Source organism: Butyrivibrio sp. VCB2001, assembly GCF_000423965.1.
Lineage (GTDB): Bacteria > Bacillota > Clostridia > Lachnospirales > Lachnospiraceae > Butyrivibrio.
The window spans coordinates 147,509-166,022 of sequence record NZ_KE384119.1 but is presented as its reverse complement, the minus strand read 5'-3'; the positions used below and the strand labels follow the sequence as shown (position 1 = coordinate 166,022).

Annotated in this window: 9 protein-coding genes; 3 read left to right on the top strand and 6 right to left on the bottom strand. The window is 44.6% G+C overall.

What is annotated here, in order from left to right; all coding sequences use genetic code 11:
* The coding region (locus tag G589_RS22180; RefSeq protein WP_026523131.1) for an MBG domain-containing protein at nucleotides 1–3,525 on the top strand (3,525 nt) is incomplete at its 5' end.
* Between the two features lie 149 nt (nucleotides 3,526–3,674).
* Here G589_RS22180 and G589_RS21545 read toward each other — a convergent pair.
* The 6 genes from G589_RS21545 to G589_RS0118270 form a co-directional block, all read right to left on the bottom strand.
* Nucleotides 3,675–4,055 carry a hypothetical protein gene (locus G589_RS21545; protein WP_155832589.1) on the bottom strand — a complete coding sequence of 127 codons (381 nt, stop codon included), beginning with the start codon at nucleotides 4,053–4,055 and terminating at the stop codon, nucleotides 3,675–3,677.
* A 217-nt stretch (nucleotides 4,056–4,272) separates the two neighbouring features.
* Nucleotides 4,273–5,175 carry a hypothetical protein gene (locus G589_RS20740; RefSeq protein WP_051192606.1) on the bottom strand — a complete coding sequence of 301 codons (903 nt, stop codon included), beginning with the start codon at nucleotides 5,173–5,175 and terminating at the stop codon, nucleotides 4,273–4,275.
* A 301-nt stretch (nucleotides 5,176–5,476) separates the two neighbouring features.
* Nucleotides 5,477–7,516 (bottom strand): endo-1,4-beta-xylanase, encoded by a 2,040-nt coding sequence (locus G589_RS0118285; RefSeq protein WP_035776627.1) that lies wholly within the window; start codon nucleotides 7,514–7,516, stop codon nucleotides 5,477–5,479.
* A 188-nt stretch (nucleotides 7,517–7,704) separates the two neighbouring features.
* On the bottom strand, nucleotides 7,705–8,586 hold the full coding sequence (sdaAA, locus tag G589_RS0118280; RefSeq protein ID WP_026523128.1) for an L-serine ammonia-lyase, iron-sulfur-dependent, subunit alpha: 882 nt from the start codon (nucleotides 8,584–8,586) through the stop codon (nucleotides 7,705–7,707).
* A gap of 1 nt (nucleotide 8,587) precedes the next feature.
* Entirely contained in the window at nucleotides 8,588–9,256 is a 669-nt protein-coding gene (sdaAB, locus tag G589_RS0118275; RefSeq protein WP_026523127.1) for an L-serine ammonia-lyase, iron-sulfur-dependent subunit beta, read from the bottom strand.
* Between the two features lie 52 nt (nucleotides 9,257–9,308).
* Entirely contained in the window at nucleotides 9,309–10,184 is an 876-nt protein-coding gene (locus tag G589_RS0118270) for a hypothetical protein (protein WP_026523126.1), read from the bottom strand.
* 1,143 nt (nucleotides 10,185–11,327) lie between these two features.
* On the opposite strand from G589_RS0118270, the gene G589_RS0118260 reads away from it, so the two are divergent.
* On the top strand, nucleotides 11,328–11,540 hold the full coding sequence (locus tag G589_RS0118260; RefSeq protein ID WP_026523125.1) for a hypothetical protein: 213 nt from the start codon (nucleotides 11,328–11,330) through the stop codon (nucleotides 11,538–11,540).
* A gap of 50 nt (nucleotides 11,541–11,590) precedes the next feature.
* Nucleotides 11,591–18,391 carry an InlB B-repeat-containing protein gene (locus G589_RS0118255; protein WP_026523124.1) on the top strand — a complete coding sequence of 2,267 codons (6,801 nt, stop codon included), beginning with the start codon at nucleotides 11,591–11,593 and terminating at the stop codon, nucleotides 18,389–18,391.
* Nucleotides 18,392–18,514 lie beyond the last annotated feature (123 nt).

The window sequence follows — 18,514 nt, the reverse complement described above, 5'->3', positions numbered from 1 at the left end:
GCACCTGAGCAGTTTGTAAACCAGAACAACAACTTTAAGAAAGTAACATTCGAAGTAACAGATGGTTACCAGACAATCAATCCTATCGATGTAACAGTAACAATTGTAGGTGCAAACAATACTGCAACTTATGATGGAGAGGATCACACTGTTACAGGTTATACAGCAACAGCAAGTTCAACTCTGTATGATGTAGATAAAGACTTTATCTTCAGACCGGCACAGAATGTTGTTGTTAATGAGAAGGGTGAGCCTACAGCAACAAGGAAGAATGAAGGCACAACCAACATGAACCTTGCAGCTGAACAGTTTGCAAATAATAATAACAACTTTAAGACAGTAACCTTCAACGTAACAGATGGTTACCAGACCATCACAGCGGTTAATGAAGTAGTTGTAACGATTACAGGTCACAACAACACAACTGACTATGATGGAAAAGACCACACTGTAACAGGCTATGATGTAGAGATTAACAATCCACTTTACACAACTGCTGACTTCACATTCAGTGGAAATGCATCTGCAACACAGAAGGATGCCGGAACCAAGAAGATGGGTCTTGCAGCTGAGCAGTTTGCAAACAAGAACAGTAACTTTGCAAAGGTAACCTTCAACGTAACAGACGGTTATCAAACTGTAAATCCTATCGATGTAACAGTAACAATTACAGGTAACAACGATACAAAGGATTACGATGGCCAGGATCACACTGTAACAGATTATAGTGTTCAGATCAGTAACCCTCTTTACACTGAGGCAGACTTTGAATTCACAGGAACTGCATCTGCAACACAGAAGGATGCCGGAACCAAGAAGATGGGTCTTGCATCAGAGCAGTTTGTAAACAAGAACACAAACTTTAAGGCAGTAACCTTCAACGTAACAGATGGCTACATGACCATCAATCCTATCGATGTTACAGTAACAGTCGTAGGTAATAAGGTTGAGACTGCTTATGATGGTCAGGAGCATACTGCTGAGGGCTACAATGTAACAAATATCAGTACTACTCTTTACACTACAAGTGATTTTGAGTTCACTGGAAAAGCTAAGGTTTCAAGAACTGAAGCAGGTAAGTCTGAAATGGGCCTTACAGCTGAGCAGTTTGCAAACAAGAACACAAACTTTAAGACAGTAACCTTTAATGTAACAGATGGCTATGTGGATATCAGCAAGATTGATGTGACAGTTAAGATTGTTGGTAACACAGTAACTGAGGATTATGATGGCACAGAACATGTTGCTGAAAGCTATGAGGTAAAAGAGATCTCAAGCGAGCTTTACACTAAGAACGACTTTGCATTCAGTGGTGAGGCTAAGGCAGCAAGAACTAATGCAGGCCAGACAGACATGGGACTTACAGCTTCCATGTTCACAAACAATAACCAGAACTTTGGTACTGTAACCTTTGATATCACAGATGGTTATGTAAAGATTAACAAGATCAATGCGACAGTAAGTATTACAGGACACAATGATACAAAGGATTATGCTGGAACGGAGTATGGAGTTCAGGGCTATGATGTGACAAAGATCAGCACTGATCTTTACACAGCAAATGACTTCTCATTTACTGGAGAAGCAACTGCTTCAAGAGAGGATGCCGGAACCACTTATATGGAACTCTCAGAAGATGACTTCACCAATAACAATGAGAACTTCGAAACAGTAACATTTGATGTCACAGATGGTTATATTACAATCAATCCTATTGCTGTAAAGGTTGAAATCGTAGGTGCTAACAGCACAGATGACTTTAATGGAGCTGAACATGTTGTAAGTGGCTTCACAGCTACAGCAAGTTCCGATCTGTATGATACTTCTGCAGATATGACCTTCACTCCTGCTCCCGATATGGATCTTGAGAATGGTCAGCCTGCAGCAAGGAGAACCAATTATGGAACCACAAACATGAATCTTGCTGGTTCAATGTTTGCCAATACAAATGACAACTTCACAAATGTTGTCTTTGAAGTAACAGATGGTTACCAGACAATTGGTGCTATCGACGCAGAAGTTACAATCAAAGGTACAATTGTAACAGAGGTTTATAACGGCAAGGTTCACACAGCTAAAGGCTATACAGCTAAGGCTAATACAGATCTGTACGATGTAAAGAAATTTATCGACTTTAACGGAGCTGCTCTTGCTGAGATTACAAATGCCGGAACAGAGTACATGGGACTTACACCTGACATGTTCTCAAACAACAATGAAAACTTCTCAAATGTAAGATTCGTTGTAACAGATGGTTATGTAACTGTAGAGCCTGCTAAGGTAGTCGTAAAAGTAACAGGTAATAACGACACTGTTGACTACGATGGAAAGGTACATACAGTAACAGGCTATAAAGTTAAGTTTGAGGATGCACCTGATGCGGCAGCGGGTAATATCATTGTTGACCTTGTTTCAACAACAGGTAAAGACATCTATAAAGAAGAGTTCATTAGCTTTACCGGAACAGACAAGGTAGAGGAATCTAAGACCGGTAAGCACATGATGAACCTGGCTGCTGAGCAGTTTGCTAACACCAATGATAACTTTGATGTAACCTTTGAGGTAGAGGATGGATATCTTGAGATCAATCCTGTAAGCTTTGACATTATTGCAAGTACATTGGATGATTCAAAGATCTATTCCGGAAAGACATGGACCGGTGCAGACTTTGACTACATCCTTACAGGTAATAAGTCTGAGAACAAGAATCCTCTTGGAAGAGTGATTGATGCAGCTACAGATTTTGTTAAAGATCTGATTTCACCTCTTATGGTAGTTGCAGCTGATGAAGAAAATCCTCATGCCGTAACAATTGGCGATACAGAGTACACTGTATCAGGGCTTAATGTAGATGTTAATGCTAAGGATGTTAAGGCTGACGGATATGTGCTTGATATCGTTGGTAAACCTGTTATAACAGACCCTCAGGGCAATGATGTAACAGACATGTTCAACCTTACATATGATAAGGGAACACTAATGATAACACCTGCACCTGTAACAGTAACAGCTAACAGTTATAGCAGAACTACAGCACAGTCTGATCCTACACTTACAGCAGTTGTAAAGGCTGATGACGAGAATCTTCAGGCAGAGGCCGAGGATAGTATTAACTACAACATTTCACGTGCAGCAGGTAATGCCGTAGGAACATATGCAATCACAGCAACACCTGTTGATGCAGAGCTATTAGAGGATGGTACATACCTTCAGGGCAACTTCAAGGTAACATATGTACCTGGAACTCTTACAATCACTGCAGCACCTTCAGGCGGTGGAGATACACCTTCAGATCCTACACCGATTCCTGATGCTCCTACACCAACAGCTGCAGCACCTGCAGGAGTACTTGGAGCAAGAAGAGAAGATGCATTGACTGATGGCGCAGCAGTTCTTGGAGCAAGACGTGGAAGAACTGAGGACGAAGCAAACACTAATGCAAGAGTATTTGCAATCGTTATGGCAGTTGCAGCAGCAATCACTGCACTCATCGCAGGTAAGAAGAAAGAGGAAGAAGAGGACTAAGATTTAATCTCAGTTTGAGAACTACCTCAAATAAGAACTAAACAATAAAATGGCGACTGACCGGAATAAACCCCGGCCGGTCGCTATTTCTTTTGCCTAAAAATAAAGAGGCGCAGCCCCGTAGGACTGCGCTAGAATTATTGAGCTATTCAATTTGAAGAAAGTACGGTAGGCTTCTCATCTTTCATTTGAGCAAAGAGATCATCGATTGTATCATCGTTCAGGCCAAGATTCTTGAGGCTTACTTTTGTTTGTGCATCAGGGATACCACCGCTTTGAGCTAAACGTATCATCTCCTGCGCTGCTTTATGCGTTGCTTTTTCTGTCGCTTCATTTGCAATAGTTTTATTGTGAAGTTCTTCATTGTAATCCCAATATGTCATGTCTTGTACCTCTCTTCTGTGCTTTTCAAAAAAGGCTTTCAGGATATCCTGTTCAATGCAATCCTGAATGGCATGATTAATAGCTGACTTGATTTCTTCCTCTTTGTCGTCAATATCCTTAGGTATCTCTTTTATATATTTTCTCACGAGCGATACGAAAATGCTATAGCTTTTTAGGGTGTTGCACGCGTCCATGAGCTTTTTGTTGTTTCCTTCGTTGATATTGAGAACTGTTACAGTGAGCTCGATATCGGGAGTGACTGTATGCTTTTCGAACTGTTCGGATAGGCGATATATCTTTTCATCCGGAAGAGGTTCTGTGCCGTTGTAAAAGGCGCAGCCCCGGAGGGTTGCGCCTTAATTACTATTGTATTAAATTAGCTGTTTCAGCATCGATCTGAGCGAAGAGCTCATCAATGGTGGCATCGGATAACCCGAGTCTTTTTATTCGGAGACGGGTCTTTTCGTCTGGGATAGCCTCTTCGCGCCCAAAACGTATTATCTCCAAAGCAGCTTTTTCAGTTGCTTCCGTAGCAATAGTCTTATTGTGAAGTTCTTCATTATAATCCCAATATGTCATGTCTTGTACCTCTCTTCTGTGCTTTTCAAAAAAGGCTTTCAGGATATCCTGGTCAATGCAATCCTGAATGGCATGATTAATAGCTGACTTGATTTCTTCCTCTTTATCATCGATATCTTTCGGTATTTCTTTAATATATTTTCTCACGAGCGATACGAAAATGCTATAGCTTTTTAGGGTATTGCAAGCAGCCATGAGCTTTTTATTGTTGCCTTCGTTGATGTTGAGGACTGTGACAGTGAGCTCGATATCGGGAGTTGCTGTCTGCTTCTCAAACTGCTCAGAGAGTCGATAGATCTTTTCGTCCGGCAGAGGTTCTGTGCCGTTGTAAAAGACATAGAACTTCGGAGTAGGGATCTTGACCAGTTTGGAAGCGTACAGGTCATCTTCCTGAGTGATTTTCTTGAGGAGCTTCGCAACGTAAAACAGGTCTCTCAGTGGCATGTTGGGGCATGGAGTTGACTGATGCTCGAATACATTTAGCTCATAGTTGAAGATGAATGAGACGTCATTCTTGACCTTTAGGAACGTGCTGTCGCCGATGGTGTTGATGATTATATCATCAGGGTTTGTGTGGCTTGAATTGTTCAGCGCATTGTAGAGTGACAGAAGCTCTTTTTTGTCATTGAAGAGCATGCGAAAGACAGAGTCTTTGTACTTTGGGCTGGTTATTGAATTAGATGGCAATTATTGATTCCTCCTTCGTGTTGCCTTTGTGATATCCATTGTATGCGCATACCTGGAATGATAGATGGCGAAGTGCCATAGAACGTGCTCAAGAGGAGCACGAAGAAGATATTATCACATGAGCATACCAAAAGTCTTTAAGACTTTATGAAGAATTCTTAAGATTTCCTTAAGGTGAGGGAGTCAAAGAGAACCGTCCCCATTGACTCAAAATGAGTCAAAGTGAAACGTCCCCGGTGACTCAAGGAAAAGGCGCAGCCCCGGAGGGTTGCGCCTTTCTAAGAAGGATCTATGAAGTTAATCACTCTATTGTAAGAGAGAGTGAATTGCCGATCTGGCCACTGCCGATGCAGCCGAATTCTACGGATGATCCGCTTGGAATGGATCTGTTCCAGTCAACGGGAGTGATCACGTAGTTGCCGTCCTGCTTGGTTACGTTAACGTTCCATGAGGAGCTCATATTGAGCTGACTTGTGGGAACCTTGAGGGTCCAGCCGTTTACTGTGTTTCCGGTGTTGTTGCTAATCTTAAAGCTTACAGTGTATCCGCTGCCCCAGCTGTTGATGGATGCTGTTGCTTCAAGGTCTGATGCTGCAGGAGTGGGCTCAGGCTGTGGCTCCGGTTCGGGCTCTGGAGTGGGCTCCGGCTCGGGAGTAGGCGCAGGCTGTGAAGAGGAGCTGTTATCTACCTTTTCAAAGGACCACTGCTGGTTTGTGCCACCGTTGTAGGTCCACTCGCAAACGTTGGTGCCGTCAGATGTCTTTTTCTCATAAACATCAAGTCCGCTGGCTCCGTTAGAGCACTTGGTTGCGATGGTATAAACTCCGCTTGTTCCTGTCTCTTTTACCACAAATTTCTGTGGATCGCCGTCATAACTGCTGTAAATTCCAACATTGGTGCCATCTGCTGCGTCGCCGTAGGAAACATCGAGGCTGTAGCTGCCGAGCTTGGTGGTCAGTGTGATGTAGCCGTCTGATGTGTTTGCAACGTACCACTTCTGGCCGTCAACGCCTGTTCCGCTGTTGATGAATACATTTGCCCAGCTTGAGGAAGGATTGCCCTCAACTGACAGGTACTTCTGTGAAAGAGTGTTCTTGATATAATACCAGCCATCGTCGATGTGAGCTGTCTTGGTGCTTGGCTGTGGTGTAGGTGTGGGCTGTGGTGTTACGCTGCTGCCCTGGCCAAAGACATCTGTGTAGGCCTGGAGCACTTTGCTGTAGGCCTGCTTTGGCTGGCCGGGTCTTGAGAACAGAAGAGGAGCGGAATTGCTGATCCATGTTGTCTGATCTGAAAGTCCCCACCAGGTGATGCCTGTGATCTTACCGCCGTTCTTCTTGGCGTTGTTGATGCCTTTGAAGAGGTTGTAAGCGTAGTTAGCCATATCTGAATCGCCCTTGTTGGTGATGTCCAGCTCTGTGATCTGAACTTCAAAACCTGCTCTAAGGAAGGAATTGAGGGCGTTTACATAAGAATCTGTTGAAGGGAAGTTCGTTCCAAGGTGCGACTGCATTCCAACGCCGGCGCAGACTTTTTTGCCCTGGTTAATGTAATTCACAAGAGTGATTACGTTGTTGACTTCCATGTACGTGTTGTAATCGTTGTAAAAGAGCTTTACCGAGTCCGTAAGACCGAAATAATCGAGACAGTCGTAGGCGTAATTGAAAGCTTTTTTAACATAAGAAGCGTTTGTCTTGTTGTTGCCGTAAACTGCCTCCCAGCCTGAGTTTGAGGCGTGGATGACTTCGTTGGCAACGTCCCATGCATAGACAACACTGCCGTAATCGCTGAGGTAGACGTGATTCATCACGGTCTTAACGTACATCTCAAGCCTGGCATCCATGGTTGATGAATTGACAAAAGAGCTGTTTCCGTTATATCCATTTCTGAAGAACCAGCTTGGTGTCTGAGAGTGCCAAACAAGCGTGTGAGCTCTCATCTTCAGGCCGTTCTGATAGCAGATCTTCATGACTTCATCGACTGTGCTGAAATTGATCTGTGGAACGTAGGATTCCTTGTAGCTGTCAGGGATGTAGTAGCCTCTGTTCCTGGCTTCGCTGACACTGATGAGTCTTGCGGAATTTCCAAGAAGCGCATCGGGCTTCATCTCGTTTTCAAGCGTAATGCTGTTGTACTGCTGTTTTAAAAGACTGAGCTGATTAGCGTCTCTGAGCTGGTAAAGATTGATACATGTTCCGGAATATCCGTACTGTGCACCATAGGTGTTGAGAAGGGTGTTATCAGCTGCCTGTGCGTCGACTTTGAAAGAAAGTCCGATTGAGCAAACAAGCATGATTAGCACCGTGAGCCTTGCAATGATGATCTTTGAATAATTTTTCATACATTTTCCCCACATTATTAAGTTTTATTTTTGTGTCTTTGCAGATATTGTTCCCCCAAACAATATTCGCGTCATCTAGCTAGCTCGAGCACTTTTATTGTAACAATAAGAAGCCGGAGGCACTTCTCAAAAAGTGCTGCCGGCTTGCCAGAAAATGCGATAAAATGTGAACTTTTGACGAATTTTGATCAGGCTCCAAAGACCTGGTCCTTGAGCCTTTGGCCTGTTGGCGTGGTTGCAAGGCCGCCCCTAGCTGTCTCTTTTAAGGCGCTTGGAAGGGCTTCGCCGACCTCGCGCATGGCGTCCATGCACTCGTCTGCAGGGATCTTCGCCTGTATGCCGGCAAGTGCCATGTCTGCGCTGGAAAAGGCAATCATCAGGCTCGATACGTTGCGCTTGATACAAGGGATTTCCACAAGACCTGCCACGGGATCACAGACAAGGCCCATCTGGTTTGAGATAGCCATGGCGCAGGCGTCTGAGCACTGTGCAGGCGTTCCGCCCATAACTTCCACCAGGGCTGCAGCTGCCATGGCTGATGCGCTTCCGCACTCTGCCTGACATCCTCCCTGGGCTCCTGCGAGGCTTGAACGGTTGGCGATGACCATTCCCACAGCTCCTGCAGTAAACATGGCCATTACAAGGTCTTTTTCCGGAAAAGCTCTGTCTTCGTAGAGGCTGACAAGGCAACCCGGGAGAACTCCGCAACTGCCTGCTGTTGGGGCTGCCACGATCTTGCCCATGGAGGCGTTACAGCCTGCTACTGCCAGGGCACGGGAGATCGCTTTGCTCATGAAGGTTCCTGAAAGGCCGCCGTCAGCTCTTTTGACATATTCTGACATAAGGTAGCCTTCGCCACCTGTAAGGCCGGAGGTGGAGCGCTGGTCCTTGCGCATACCGTCTGCTACGGAGTCCTTCATTATGCTGAAGTTAAGCTCCATCTGTTCATAGAGCTCAAGCTCTGATTTCTCCATGCTTTTGGCCTGGTCTGCGAGGACTAGTTCGCTTATCTTGATATTTCGTTTAGTGGCTTCATTAACAAGTTCTGCCAAAGATTCGTATTTTAACATGTCATACCCTTCTTATCAGGATTGCGTTGGTGATGTGTTCAATGCCGCGGATGTCGCTTATAAGCTCCTCCGGGGGATTGCTGTCTATCTCGATGGTCATTATGGCGTCTCCGCCTTTCTCGTCTCGGGAGAGGTGGAAACCTGAGATGTTGAGGCTCTCGTACTCCCAGTGCATGAGGTTTGTGACGCTTGCGATGACGCCCGGTGTGTCCTTGTGCATGATAAGGATCGTGTTGGCGTCGCCGTTGAACTCAACATTCATGCCGTTGATGCGGTTTACGAGGATGTTTCCGCCACCGATGCTGGCACCCTGCATGCTGCCTTCGCTGCCGTCCTCAAGGAAGTAGTGTATCAGGGCGGTGTTAGGATGCGCGCCTTTGATGTTCTCGGTTTTGAAGGTATAGCTGATTCCACGGCTGGCGGCTATTGCGAGGGCGTCGCGGATCTCAGGGGAATAGCTCTTATAGCCCATGATTCCGGCGAGGAGTGCTTTGTCCGTGCCGTGGCCCTTGTAGGTCTGAGCAAATGAGCCTGAGAGCGTGATCTCAACCTTTTTGAGTGGGCGCTCGTCAATCAGCTTGTTGACCACGCGTCCAAGGCGCACAGCGCCTGCTGTATGTGAACTTGAGGGCCCGATCATGACAGGGCCGATGATGTCGAAGATGTTCATGCGTATTACCTCCGGATAGATTAATTATACGCTTAATGATTGGGCTTGGAAATCAGAGCAGATATTCCCGGATTTTCCTGTCAACCATCTTCATATCCAGCTGCATGTCTTCTGTTTCAAGTGAAAGTATGAGGTTTTCGCCAAGAATCAGACCGTTTCTCTCATAGACCAGGAGTTTCTTGAAGTTTCTTGTGGCGTAATCAAACTCATCTGTAAGGCCCATGTGTTCCCAGTAATAGGTTTTTCTTTGGATTACATTTAGAAGTACGAAATCCGGATATTTGCAATATCCGGTATTTAAGACAAATTCAGGCTCGTATTGATACGGAATGCCTAAACGATAGAAGGTATCTGCTAGAAGTTGTTCGCTCTTTGTGCGGACTTTTTCTCCTCGTAATGTATCGCGCTCCGGCGGATCATCATAAGGGTTCATCCCTCCGGGATGTTGCTCATACCAATCCTTTATGAATTCATCACGCGGCTCAATGATCGGCGAAATATACTGCTTCCTCGCAAATGCTGACTTCTGGTAGATCTGGTCCACAAAGTCATAATCGTAATTCTTGATGAACCTTGCCAGCCGGCTTCGGTTCGTAAGGAGCGCCTTCTGCAGGCGCTCCTCGTACTGCTTCTGGACGAGCTTCTTGATTGGTGCGAGGTCTGACTGGCGGACGTAAGAGTATTTGCCGCCATTTGCTAAATTACCGGGTGTGGCTATATCTGCTGTATTTGCTATGTCTGATTCCTGGGTATCGGATATAAGCGAAGCTTGCGATATGCTCCTGAACTGTGGCTTTCCGTTGCTTGATGTACACTGGAAGATTGGATTATCAGGGATGTTTTTGTGCTTTTTTATGTTGGCGCTATTTATTTTGATTAGTCGGTCTAATCTTTGTAGTTCATTTTCAAGATATTGCTTGTTGTTCATGTTTGTTGTTCCTTTCGATTGATTTGTTCATGCGTTAATTCATTTCTTTGTGTTGATTGGCATCTTATATATGCGGGTATATAGTGCATTTCAAGCATTTGCCCTCTTTTGCTTACTTATTTCATAAGTGGTGGTAGCTGATGAAGTGCATTATAGGGGGTATCGTGGTGGTTTCTACTGTGCCTTGTGCAAATTTATATCTATACAGTTGAGGCCGGAAGGCTTGTTCAGGGGAGGCTACTGTATTGAGGAAGAAATGCTTGAAATACAGTCGAGGCTAGAAGGCATGTTCAGAGGAGGCTACTGTAACGATGAAGAAATTGTTGAAATACAGTAGAGCTTGCCTGGAAGTTTCGAGGATGGCAACTGTATATGGAGGAAATCACAATAGATACCGTAACGGTTCTGAATTGACTTGTTAGATGGCGACTGTAAACAGAGGAAAATGTCTGATTTACAGTAGAGCCCAGAATATGAACTTAGATTGACCAAGTGTACACAGTGAAAAACTTCCTCCCTACAGTAGTGGGCTACAAGTGCACTTTGTTGGTCTACTGTAGGCGGAGCAAAACTTGCATAATACAGTTGCATCCGCCCGCCACGCGCATCCAATAACCGCCACTTCAGCTCCTTTCGCCATGCTTATCTGCCCTTCGCAATCATAAAAGCGCGCAGGATTGTTGTATACACCCGCAAACCCGCATGAATACTAGCTTAGCACAAAAATCTTAAGATTTACCGTCGAAAATTCTTAAGATTTCTTAAGAATTTCAAAACAGCGGATCGGGCGCCAAAAGGCGCCAAATCGCGCCCAATCCGCAGTTCCTGAAACCCTAATATTTATGCAGTTTCAATCGTTTTCGTATTTCGTAAAATTGCACAAAGGGTTCAATCAAAATGCAATCATAAAACGCCAAAAAGTCAGAAATCTATGATTAAACACATAATATTTTCTTTATTTTGTGTTAATTTTCTTTATTACCCCTTCATCTTGTTAATAATAGTTTAAGCTAAATCCACAAAATACGGGCATTCCTATGATTATTTGTATGATTGTGCAATTTGTATCATATAGATACAAGGGAAACCTATTGTCAATCTTATAGGCGAAATAGCCTGGAAACATGACACGAGGTAAAGCGTATGAAACGTCAGAATCACCTAAGTGGGAAGAATAAGGGAACCTTCATTATCAAAGTGGAGGATTGCCAAAGAGGTACCTGGCAGGGAAAAGTTGTGTGGGCAGATGAGGATACTGTAGAGCATTTCCGAAGTGCTCTGGAATTGCTTCAACTGGTAGACGAAGCAATCAACGCAGCAAGGGGCAGTGAACTTGCCCAAAAGGGTAGTGCGTGACCCATTTGTACCTATTAACTAGCAAAATTCTTGTGAGGGAGGATTCCGCTATGTTGAGAAAATGGAACAGAATTTTATCATTCATTCTGGCAATTGCTCTCGTTGCGACTACTTTCAACAGTGATCTCGCAACCGTAAGAGTATTTGCTGACGACGACGTTGTTCAGGACGCCGGTGATGCACAGCCACAGGAGACTGTAGTAGAAGAGCCTGTAGTTGAAGAGCCGGCAGCAGAGCCTGAAATCGTGGAGGCTGAACCCGAAGAGCCTGCTCCTGCTGAAGGCGATCCGGTTCAGAACGATGAGACAATTCAGGATGGTCAGCCTGCTGAGGGCGAGAACATCGAAGGCGAGCCTACAGAAGGTGAAGCAATTGAAGGCGAGCCTATAGATGAAGAGCCCGAGGAAAAAGAGCTTACAGAAGAAGAGCTCGCTGAGTTGGCTGAAAAAGAGGCTAAAGAAAAGGCCGAGAAGGAAGCAGCTGAGAAGGAAGCAAAGAAGAAACTGGTAACAGTATCTTACACAGCTTCTCTTGGTGGAAAGGTTTCAAATTCAAGCGAGACCATCGACATTAACGATGAGGAAGCAAAGTTTGAAGGATCCACAGCATCAGCAGTTAACAAGTATTACCAGTTTGTTGCATGGGTAGATGCAGATGGCAATACAGTTTGCGGAGAATCAACCTTCGTTCCTTCTAATATAGAAGAAGATGCAACCTTTACTGCAAACTTCATGAAGATGTCTGAGATGCCGGCACAGAGCTTTAGCGGAAGCGCAGGTGGAATGAACGTTTCCGTATCAGCTGACGAGGGAATTTTCCCTGAGGGCACAACAATGAACGTATCTGCAATATCAGATGACGAAGCCCTTGATGCAGCAAAAGACGCTATTGGCGAAGCAGCACAGACAGCAAAAGGTGTAGACATTACATTCAGAAATGCAGACGGCGAAGAGATCGAGCCTGCAGATGCAAGATATGTACATGTTTCAATTTCCCTCGCTTCTGAACTTGAAGGTGAAAACTTTAGCGTTATTCATAAAGACGATTCAGGCAACACCGATGTAATCGCAAGCGCAAGCGCAAGCGGAGCTGAATTCGAAGCAAATCAGTTCTCAATTTACATCGTAGTAGGAACCGATACTGAGATTATCAATCCTGCAACCGAAATAGTAACAAACACCTACGTCTTCATGAACGGCGATACAGAGTTCTCAAGGCAGACCGTCAAAGAAGGCGAAGAGCTTATAAACCCCGGAGTTCCTACTCTTGGAGATAACCAGGAATTCAAGGGATGGTTCTATAAAGCTGATAATGAAGCTGTAGAATTCGTTCCAAAGACCGGTATCACAGAAGAAAAGACCATCGAGTGCTACGCTAAGATTGAAACCACATTCTACCTGACATTCATCGGCGTTGACAAAGAAGTAACTCAGGTTAAACAGAAAGTCGTTGAAGGCGACGCGCCTGCAAATATCGAAACCGGTGATGTACATGTAACTCCTAAAGATGCTGACGACGCACACAGAGGATGGACAATAGAAGAAGGTGACACAACTCTTTATCCGGTAGTTAATGCAAGAGAGCACAGCACAGTATATCCTGTAATAATGAAAGCTCACTGGATCACATTCGTTGAAAACGACGGTGATGACCACGGTGGAGCATCCTTCACAGGTCCTGTATCTGTATTTGAAGATCAGATAACCGTAGCACCAACTCCTCCTACTAGAAGAGGATATGTATTTGGCGGATGGTACGAGCAGAAGGGTGAAGGCGATGGCCAGGTTATTGGTGATGAGTTTGCATGGGGCGAAAACCTCAATAGAGACGTAACCCTTTATGCAAAGTGGACACCTGCAGAAGATACCCAGTATACAGTTATCATCTGGCAGCAGAAGATTTCTGATAGCAAGAACACAACTGATAATTCGCAAAAGACCTATGACTACAAGACCAGCTTTACTGAGACCGGAAGAACAGGCGCTCACATCGATTCTTCAATTGGTAGCAATTATAGCAGCAAGGGAGATACAGGCTTCCACTATAGCTGGTGTGAAGTTATAAGGAAAAAGGGCGATCAGGACATACCTGTAACCGAGATCAGAGCAAAAGGTGACACAATTGTTAACGTATACTTTGATCGAGACCTCATGACCATAAACTTCCATACATGGGAGAAACATGGAAGTGGCTGGGGTTCATATCATCAATGGGATATAACATCTACCTACACAGGCCTTTATGGACAGACACTTGCTCAGAATGGCTACACATGGCCAACAAGTCATGCTTGGTACAATAACGGCGGAAGTGGCGGTGATGCAAGCGGAACAAGACTTACATTCCTTAATGCATTCCTGTTCAAAGGACTTAGTGGTGTTTCCCAGGATGGAAAGACACTGGATCAGTATGGAGAAGACTTAGCAGGTCAGACATATATAAGGTTCTATACTCAGGCGACTGATGGGTCATGGCCAACTGAAGCAGCTTATTCAACAAAGGTTGGCAATGGATCCTTCACAATCACTGATAAGTACAATGGCTTTAAGGCACATAGCTACAGTACAGATGGTGGTAATAATTGGACAACTCTCGGAGACAAGAAACCCGATGGTACATATGCAACAGTTCCGGGTGGTTTCTCAGAACTTCGTATCCGCTTTGAGAGACTTAAATATGACATTACCTTTATAGAAAACTACAGAGAAAATCTTACAACACTTAAGACTGTAACAGGTGTGCCATATGACGCACTTATATCACCTTATTCAGGACAGGCTCCTGTTGTTCCTGAATTTGATGAAAGCAAACCGGGTTACAAGTTTAACGGCTGGTTCCTGGATGCAGCCGGAACAAAGGCATTTACATGGACAGGTAAGATGCCGGCAGCTAACATGGTAGTTTACGGATGCTATGTACCTGTGAGATATACAGTAACTCTGGAGGCTGAAGGTGGAACACTTCCGGATGGACAGGACCAATCCTTCGAGCTTGACTATGGTGATACAGTAAATAAGACTTCACTAATGAATACCAAAAAAGATGGTTTCGAACTTATCGGATGGTACGAGAATGGAAAACCTTACGGCTACGGCGGAGTAACTCATGATACTACACTGGTAGCTAAGTGGCGTAACCCCGGAACAGTTAAGGTAGTCTACGACGCAAACGGCGGAAGTAACGCACCTGTAGATAAATATAACTACTCAGCAAGTTCAAACGTAGTTGTAGGCGCACCTCCTACACCGGCTTCAGGATATACCTTCGTTGGATGGACAATCGATGGCGATAGTGCACAGATTATCTACTATCCAAACGGATGCTTCGAGATCACACCTGATTATGTAAAGAACGGCAAGGTAACACTTATCGCTCAGTACATCAAGACAGGCGGAGATGCAGGAGTTACAACAACTATCACCTACAAGCCAAACGGCGGACAAGGCAGCGACGTAACAACAGCACCAATCCTTGTAAACGAGAAGGTTATCGCTCTCACAGCAGAGCAGTGCGGATTTACAAGAGAAGGCTACGAATTCAAGGGCTGGAGCAGAACCGGTGGCGAGGACGCTACAGTTGAGATCAATGCCGGAGAAAATATAGCAGCTGATAACAACAAGCTTCCAAATGAGCTCTACGCAGTTTGGGAATGTGTAACAGGTACCTACATTATTGAGTACTACAAGGGTGAGGTTACAACAAGAACCGATCTGGCACACTACCTTGGAGAGTCAGACCCGGCGACAGCAAGAGTAGGAGCACAAATTACCCTTAACGGCACACAGCTTAATGCTTATAGACCGAACGTTGGATATCAGGACGGCGTTCAGATCGACGCTCCTTACACAGTACATAAGGGCAATGACAACGTAATCTACGTACTTTACAGCCCTAAGCAGATAACAGTAACTGTTGAAGGTACTCAGAAGACTCAGGTTTACAATGGACAGGAAGTAACAGTAACTAAATTCGTAGTAACAGACATCGCAGGAGATTCAAATTATAAAAAAGAGTATGTCGATTACGACGGAGAGACTGATATTTCCGCAACACATGTTTATGAGTCAAAAGAGATCTCGCTATACGAAAGTAAGTTCAAGAATACAAGTTCACTCTTTGACAGCAAAGCAATAACATTTGTTCTTGGTGATGTAAAGAAAAACAAAGTTGAAATAACACCTGCAACTCTTACGGTTACTACACCATCTGCAACAAAGGTCTATGATGGAACACCTCTCACAAAAGAAGGAACCATCAGTGGATTTGTAAATGGTGAGACAGCAACCTTCACAACAACCGGAACAATTACAACTCCGGGTGAAGTAACTAACACCTATACACTGGATTGGGAAGGTGCTACAGCAGACAAGAGAGACTACACGGTTTCTGAGAATCTCGGAACACTTGAGATTACCGAGAGCACAGCTGCAATCACAGTAACTACAGTAGGTGGAGAGTTCGTATATGATGGCAGTGAGAAAGGCGCAACTGTAACAGTATCCAAGCTTCCTGAAGGATATACTTTAGAGACAGCAGAGTCCTCAGCTAAGGCAACAGATGTTACAGAAAACCCTGTACCTGCAACAGCAGATATACTGATCATCAGAAATGTAGCAGGCAAAGATGTTACAGATAAGCTGAAGATCACAAAGATTGATGGCAGCATTACAATAACACCTGCTCCGATAACAATTATTACGGATCCTGGTTCGAAGGTTTATGACGGAACACCTCTTACAGCAGACGGTGAGATGACAGGCCTTGTAAATGGCGAGACAGCGACATTCACAGTTACCGGCAGCCAGACAGAGGTTGGAACAAGTGATAATACCTACACCCTTGAATGGGATGGAACAGCCAAGGAAAGCAACTACTATATCGAATCTGAGTCTGTAGGAAAACTTACAGTAACGGAGTATGCAGGAGAAATAGTAGTAACAACAACAGGTGGTAAATTTACATACGATGGAAAACCTCACGGAGCGACTGTAAAAGTTTCTGATCTTCCAACAGGCTATAGACTTGATACAGCAGCTTCTTCCGCAACAGCAACAGATGTTACAACAGCTCCTGTAGAAGCAACAGCAGATACGCTGATCATCAGGAATGCAGCAGGCGAAGATGTAACAAGTAAGTTGAAAGACAACATCACATACGTTGACGATACAATCGAAGTAACACCTGCAACTCTTACAATCGTAACACCTGATGCAGAAAAGGTATATGATGGTAAGCCACTTACAGCAGAGGGAAGCATTTCCGGATTTGTTAATAACGAGACAGCAACCTTCACAACAACAGGAACCATCACAAACGTTGGTGATGTGCCTAATAGCTACGTGCTTGAGTGGAACGGAACAGCTAAGAAGAGTAACTACGAACTCGATGAGACTATCGGAACTCTTAAGGTTACAGAGTTCGCAGGAGAAATCAAAGTTATAACAACCGGCGGAGAGTTCGAGTACAACGGAGAAGCTCACGGTGCAACAGTAGAAGTTCAGGGACTTCCTGAGGACGGTGGGTACACTGTTCAGACAGCAATATCAAATGCAACAGCAACAGATGTTACTGAAGAAGATGTACCTGCAACCTGTGATGAACTTGTAATCGTCAATGCAGATGGTGTAGATGTAACGTCAAAACTTAAGATTACTAAGGAAGATGGTTACATCAAGATTACACCTCTCAAAATAACAGTTAATATCCAAGGTGAACAGAAGCAATCCAAGTACAACGGACAGGAGCAAGAGGTTGAAGGATACAAAGTCGCTCCGATTACTAATCCGCTCTACAAAGAAAGCTACATCTCTTTTACTGGCGAAGCAATTGCTAAGGGTAAGTACGTTGGTGAATACCCGATGAAACTTAGCGACAAGCAGTTCACCAACAATAATAAGAATTTTGAGGTAACATTTGATATCAATGACGGAAAACTTATAATCGATCCTCTTGGCCCGGGCGAAGAGTTCAGAATCTATGCAACAGCAATAGATGCCGAAAGAGATTACACCGGTAATTACTATGATGGCTTTAGATACGAGCTCAGAGGTGAAGGCCCTACACAGAACATCATCATTGAGGCAGCAGGCAGAGCAGTAGAGTTCTTTAGAGAGATGTTCGCACCGATCAAAGCAGATGCTGATGATGGTGAAAGCGGCGATCCTACAGTAACAATCAATGGCGTAGAATTCACGGTTAGGGGACTTTCAGTACCTACAAGAGAAAGAAATGCCGGCGATTACGAGCTTCCTATCGTAGGTGATATGCAGGTATTTGACGGAGACGTAGATGTAACGGATCAGTTCGTACTGGTTGAGAGAAATTCAGGAAAACTTACCATCTATCCGATGGTCATCAACCTGACATCAGGCAGTGCAACTAAGGTTTACGACGGAACTCCTCTTACAAACTCAAACATCACAGCCGATAAGGACTGGGGCGTAGGTGACAAGGTAAGATACAACATAACAGGAACACAGACAGCAGTTGGATCTAGCAGCAACACATTCGTAGCAGTTCCTGAAGGAGATACCGATCTTGATCTCAACTACCGAATTAATTACACCTATGGTACACTTACAGTAACAAATGCACCTACACCTCCTCCAGGAGGCGGTACAACAATTACTGACGATCCTACACCTACAGCACCTACTCCTTTAGCAGCTCCACCGGCAGCAGTTCTCGGAGCAACAAGAGAAACTGACGGAGCAGCAGTTCTCGGAGCAAGAAGAGGAAGAACTGACGACGAAGCAAACGTACCGGGAAGAATCTTCGCAGTTCTCGTTGCAGCAGCGGTTGCAACAGCTCTTTTACTCACAAGAAAAAAAGAGGAAGAGGAAGAGAAGTAATTAAAAAGTAAAGAAGCAACCGGCGCTTTAGCTGGAAGTTTTCTCTTATCGCGAGGGGCCGTGTGAGTCAGATCATACGGCTCCTTTTCTTAAGAACCTTTAGGAAATCTGTTCCTTTAAAGG

What these genes read in the sequence shown, in the direction of transcription:
- G589_RS0118260 (WP_026523125.1), top strand. Translation starts at nt 11,328, where the DNA reads ATGAAACGTCAGAATCACCTAAGTGGGAAGAATAAGGGAACCTTCATT.
- G589_RS0118255 (WP_026523124.1), top strand. Translation starts at nt 11,591, where the DNA reads ATGTTGAGAAAATGGAACAGAATTTTATCATTCATTCTGGCAATTGCT.
- G589_RS0118285 (WP_035776627.1), bottom strand. Translation starts at nt 7,516, where the DNA reads ATGAAAAATTATTCAAAGATCATCATTGCAAGGCTCACGGTGCTAATC.
- G589_RS0118270 (WP_026523126.1), bottom strand. Translation starts at nt 10,184, where the DNA reads ATGAACAACAAGCAATATCTTGAAAATGAACTACAAAGATTAGACCGA.
- sdaAA (WP_026523128.1), bottom strand. Translation starts at nt 8,586, where the DNA reads ATGTTAAAATACGAATCTTTGGCAGAACTTGTTAATGAAGCCACTAAA.
- sdaAB (WP_026523127.1), bottom strand. Translation starts at nt 9,256, where the DNA reads ATGAACATCTTCGACATCATCGGCCCTGTCATGATCGGGCCCTCAAGT.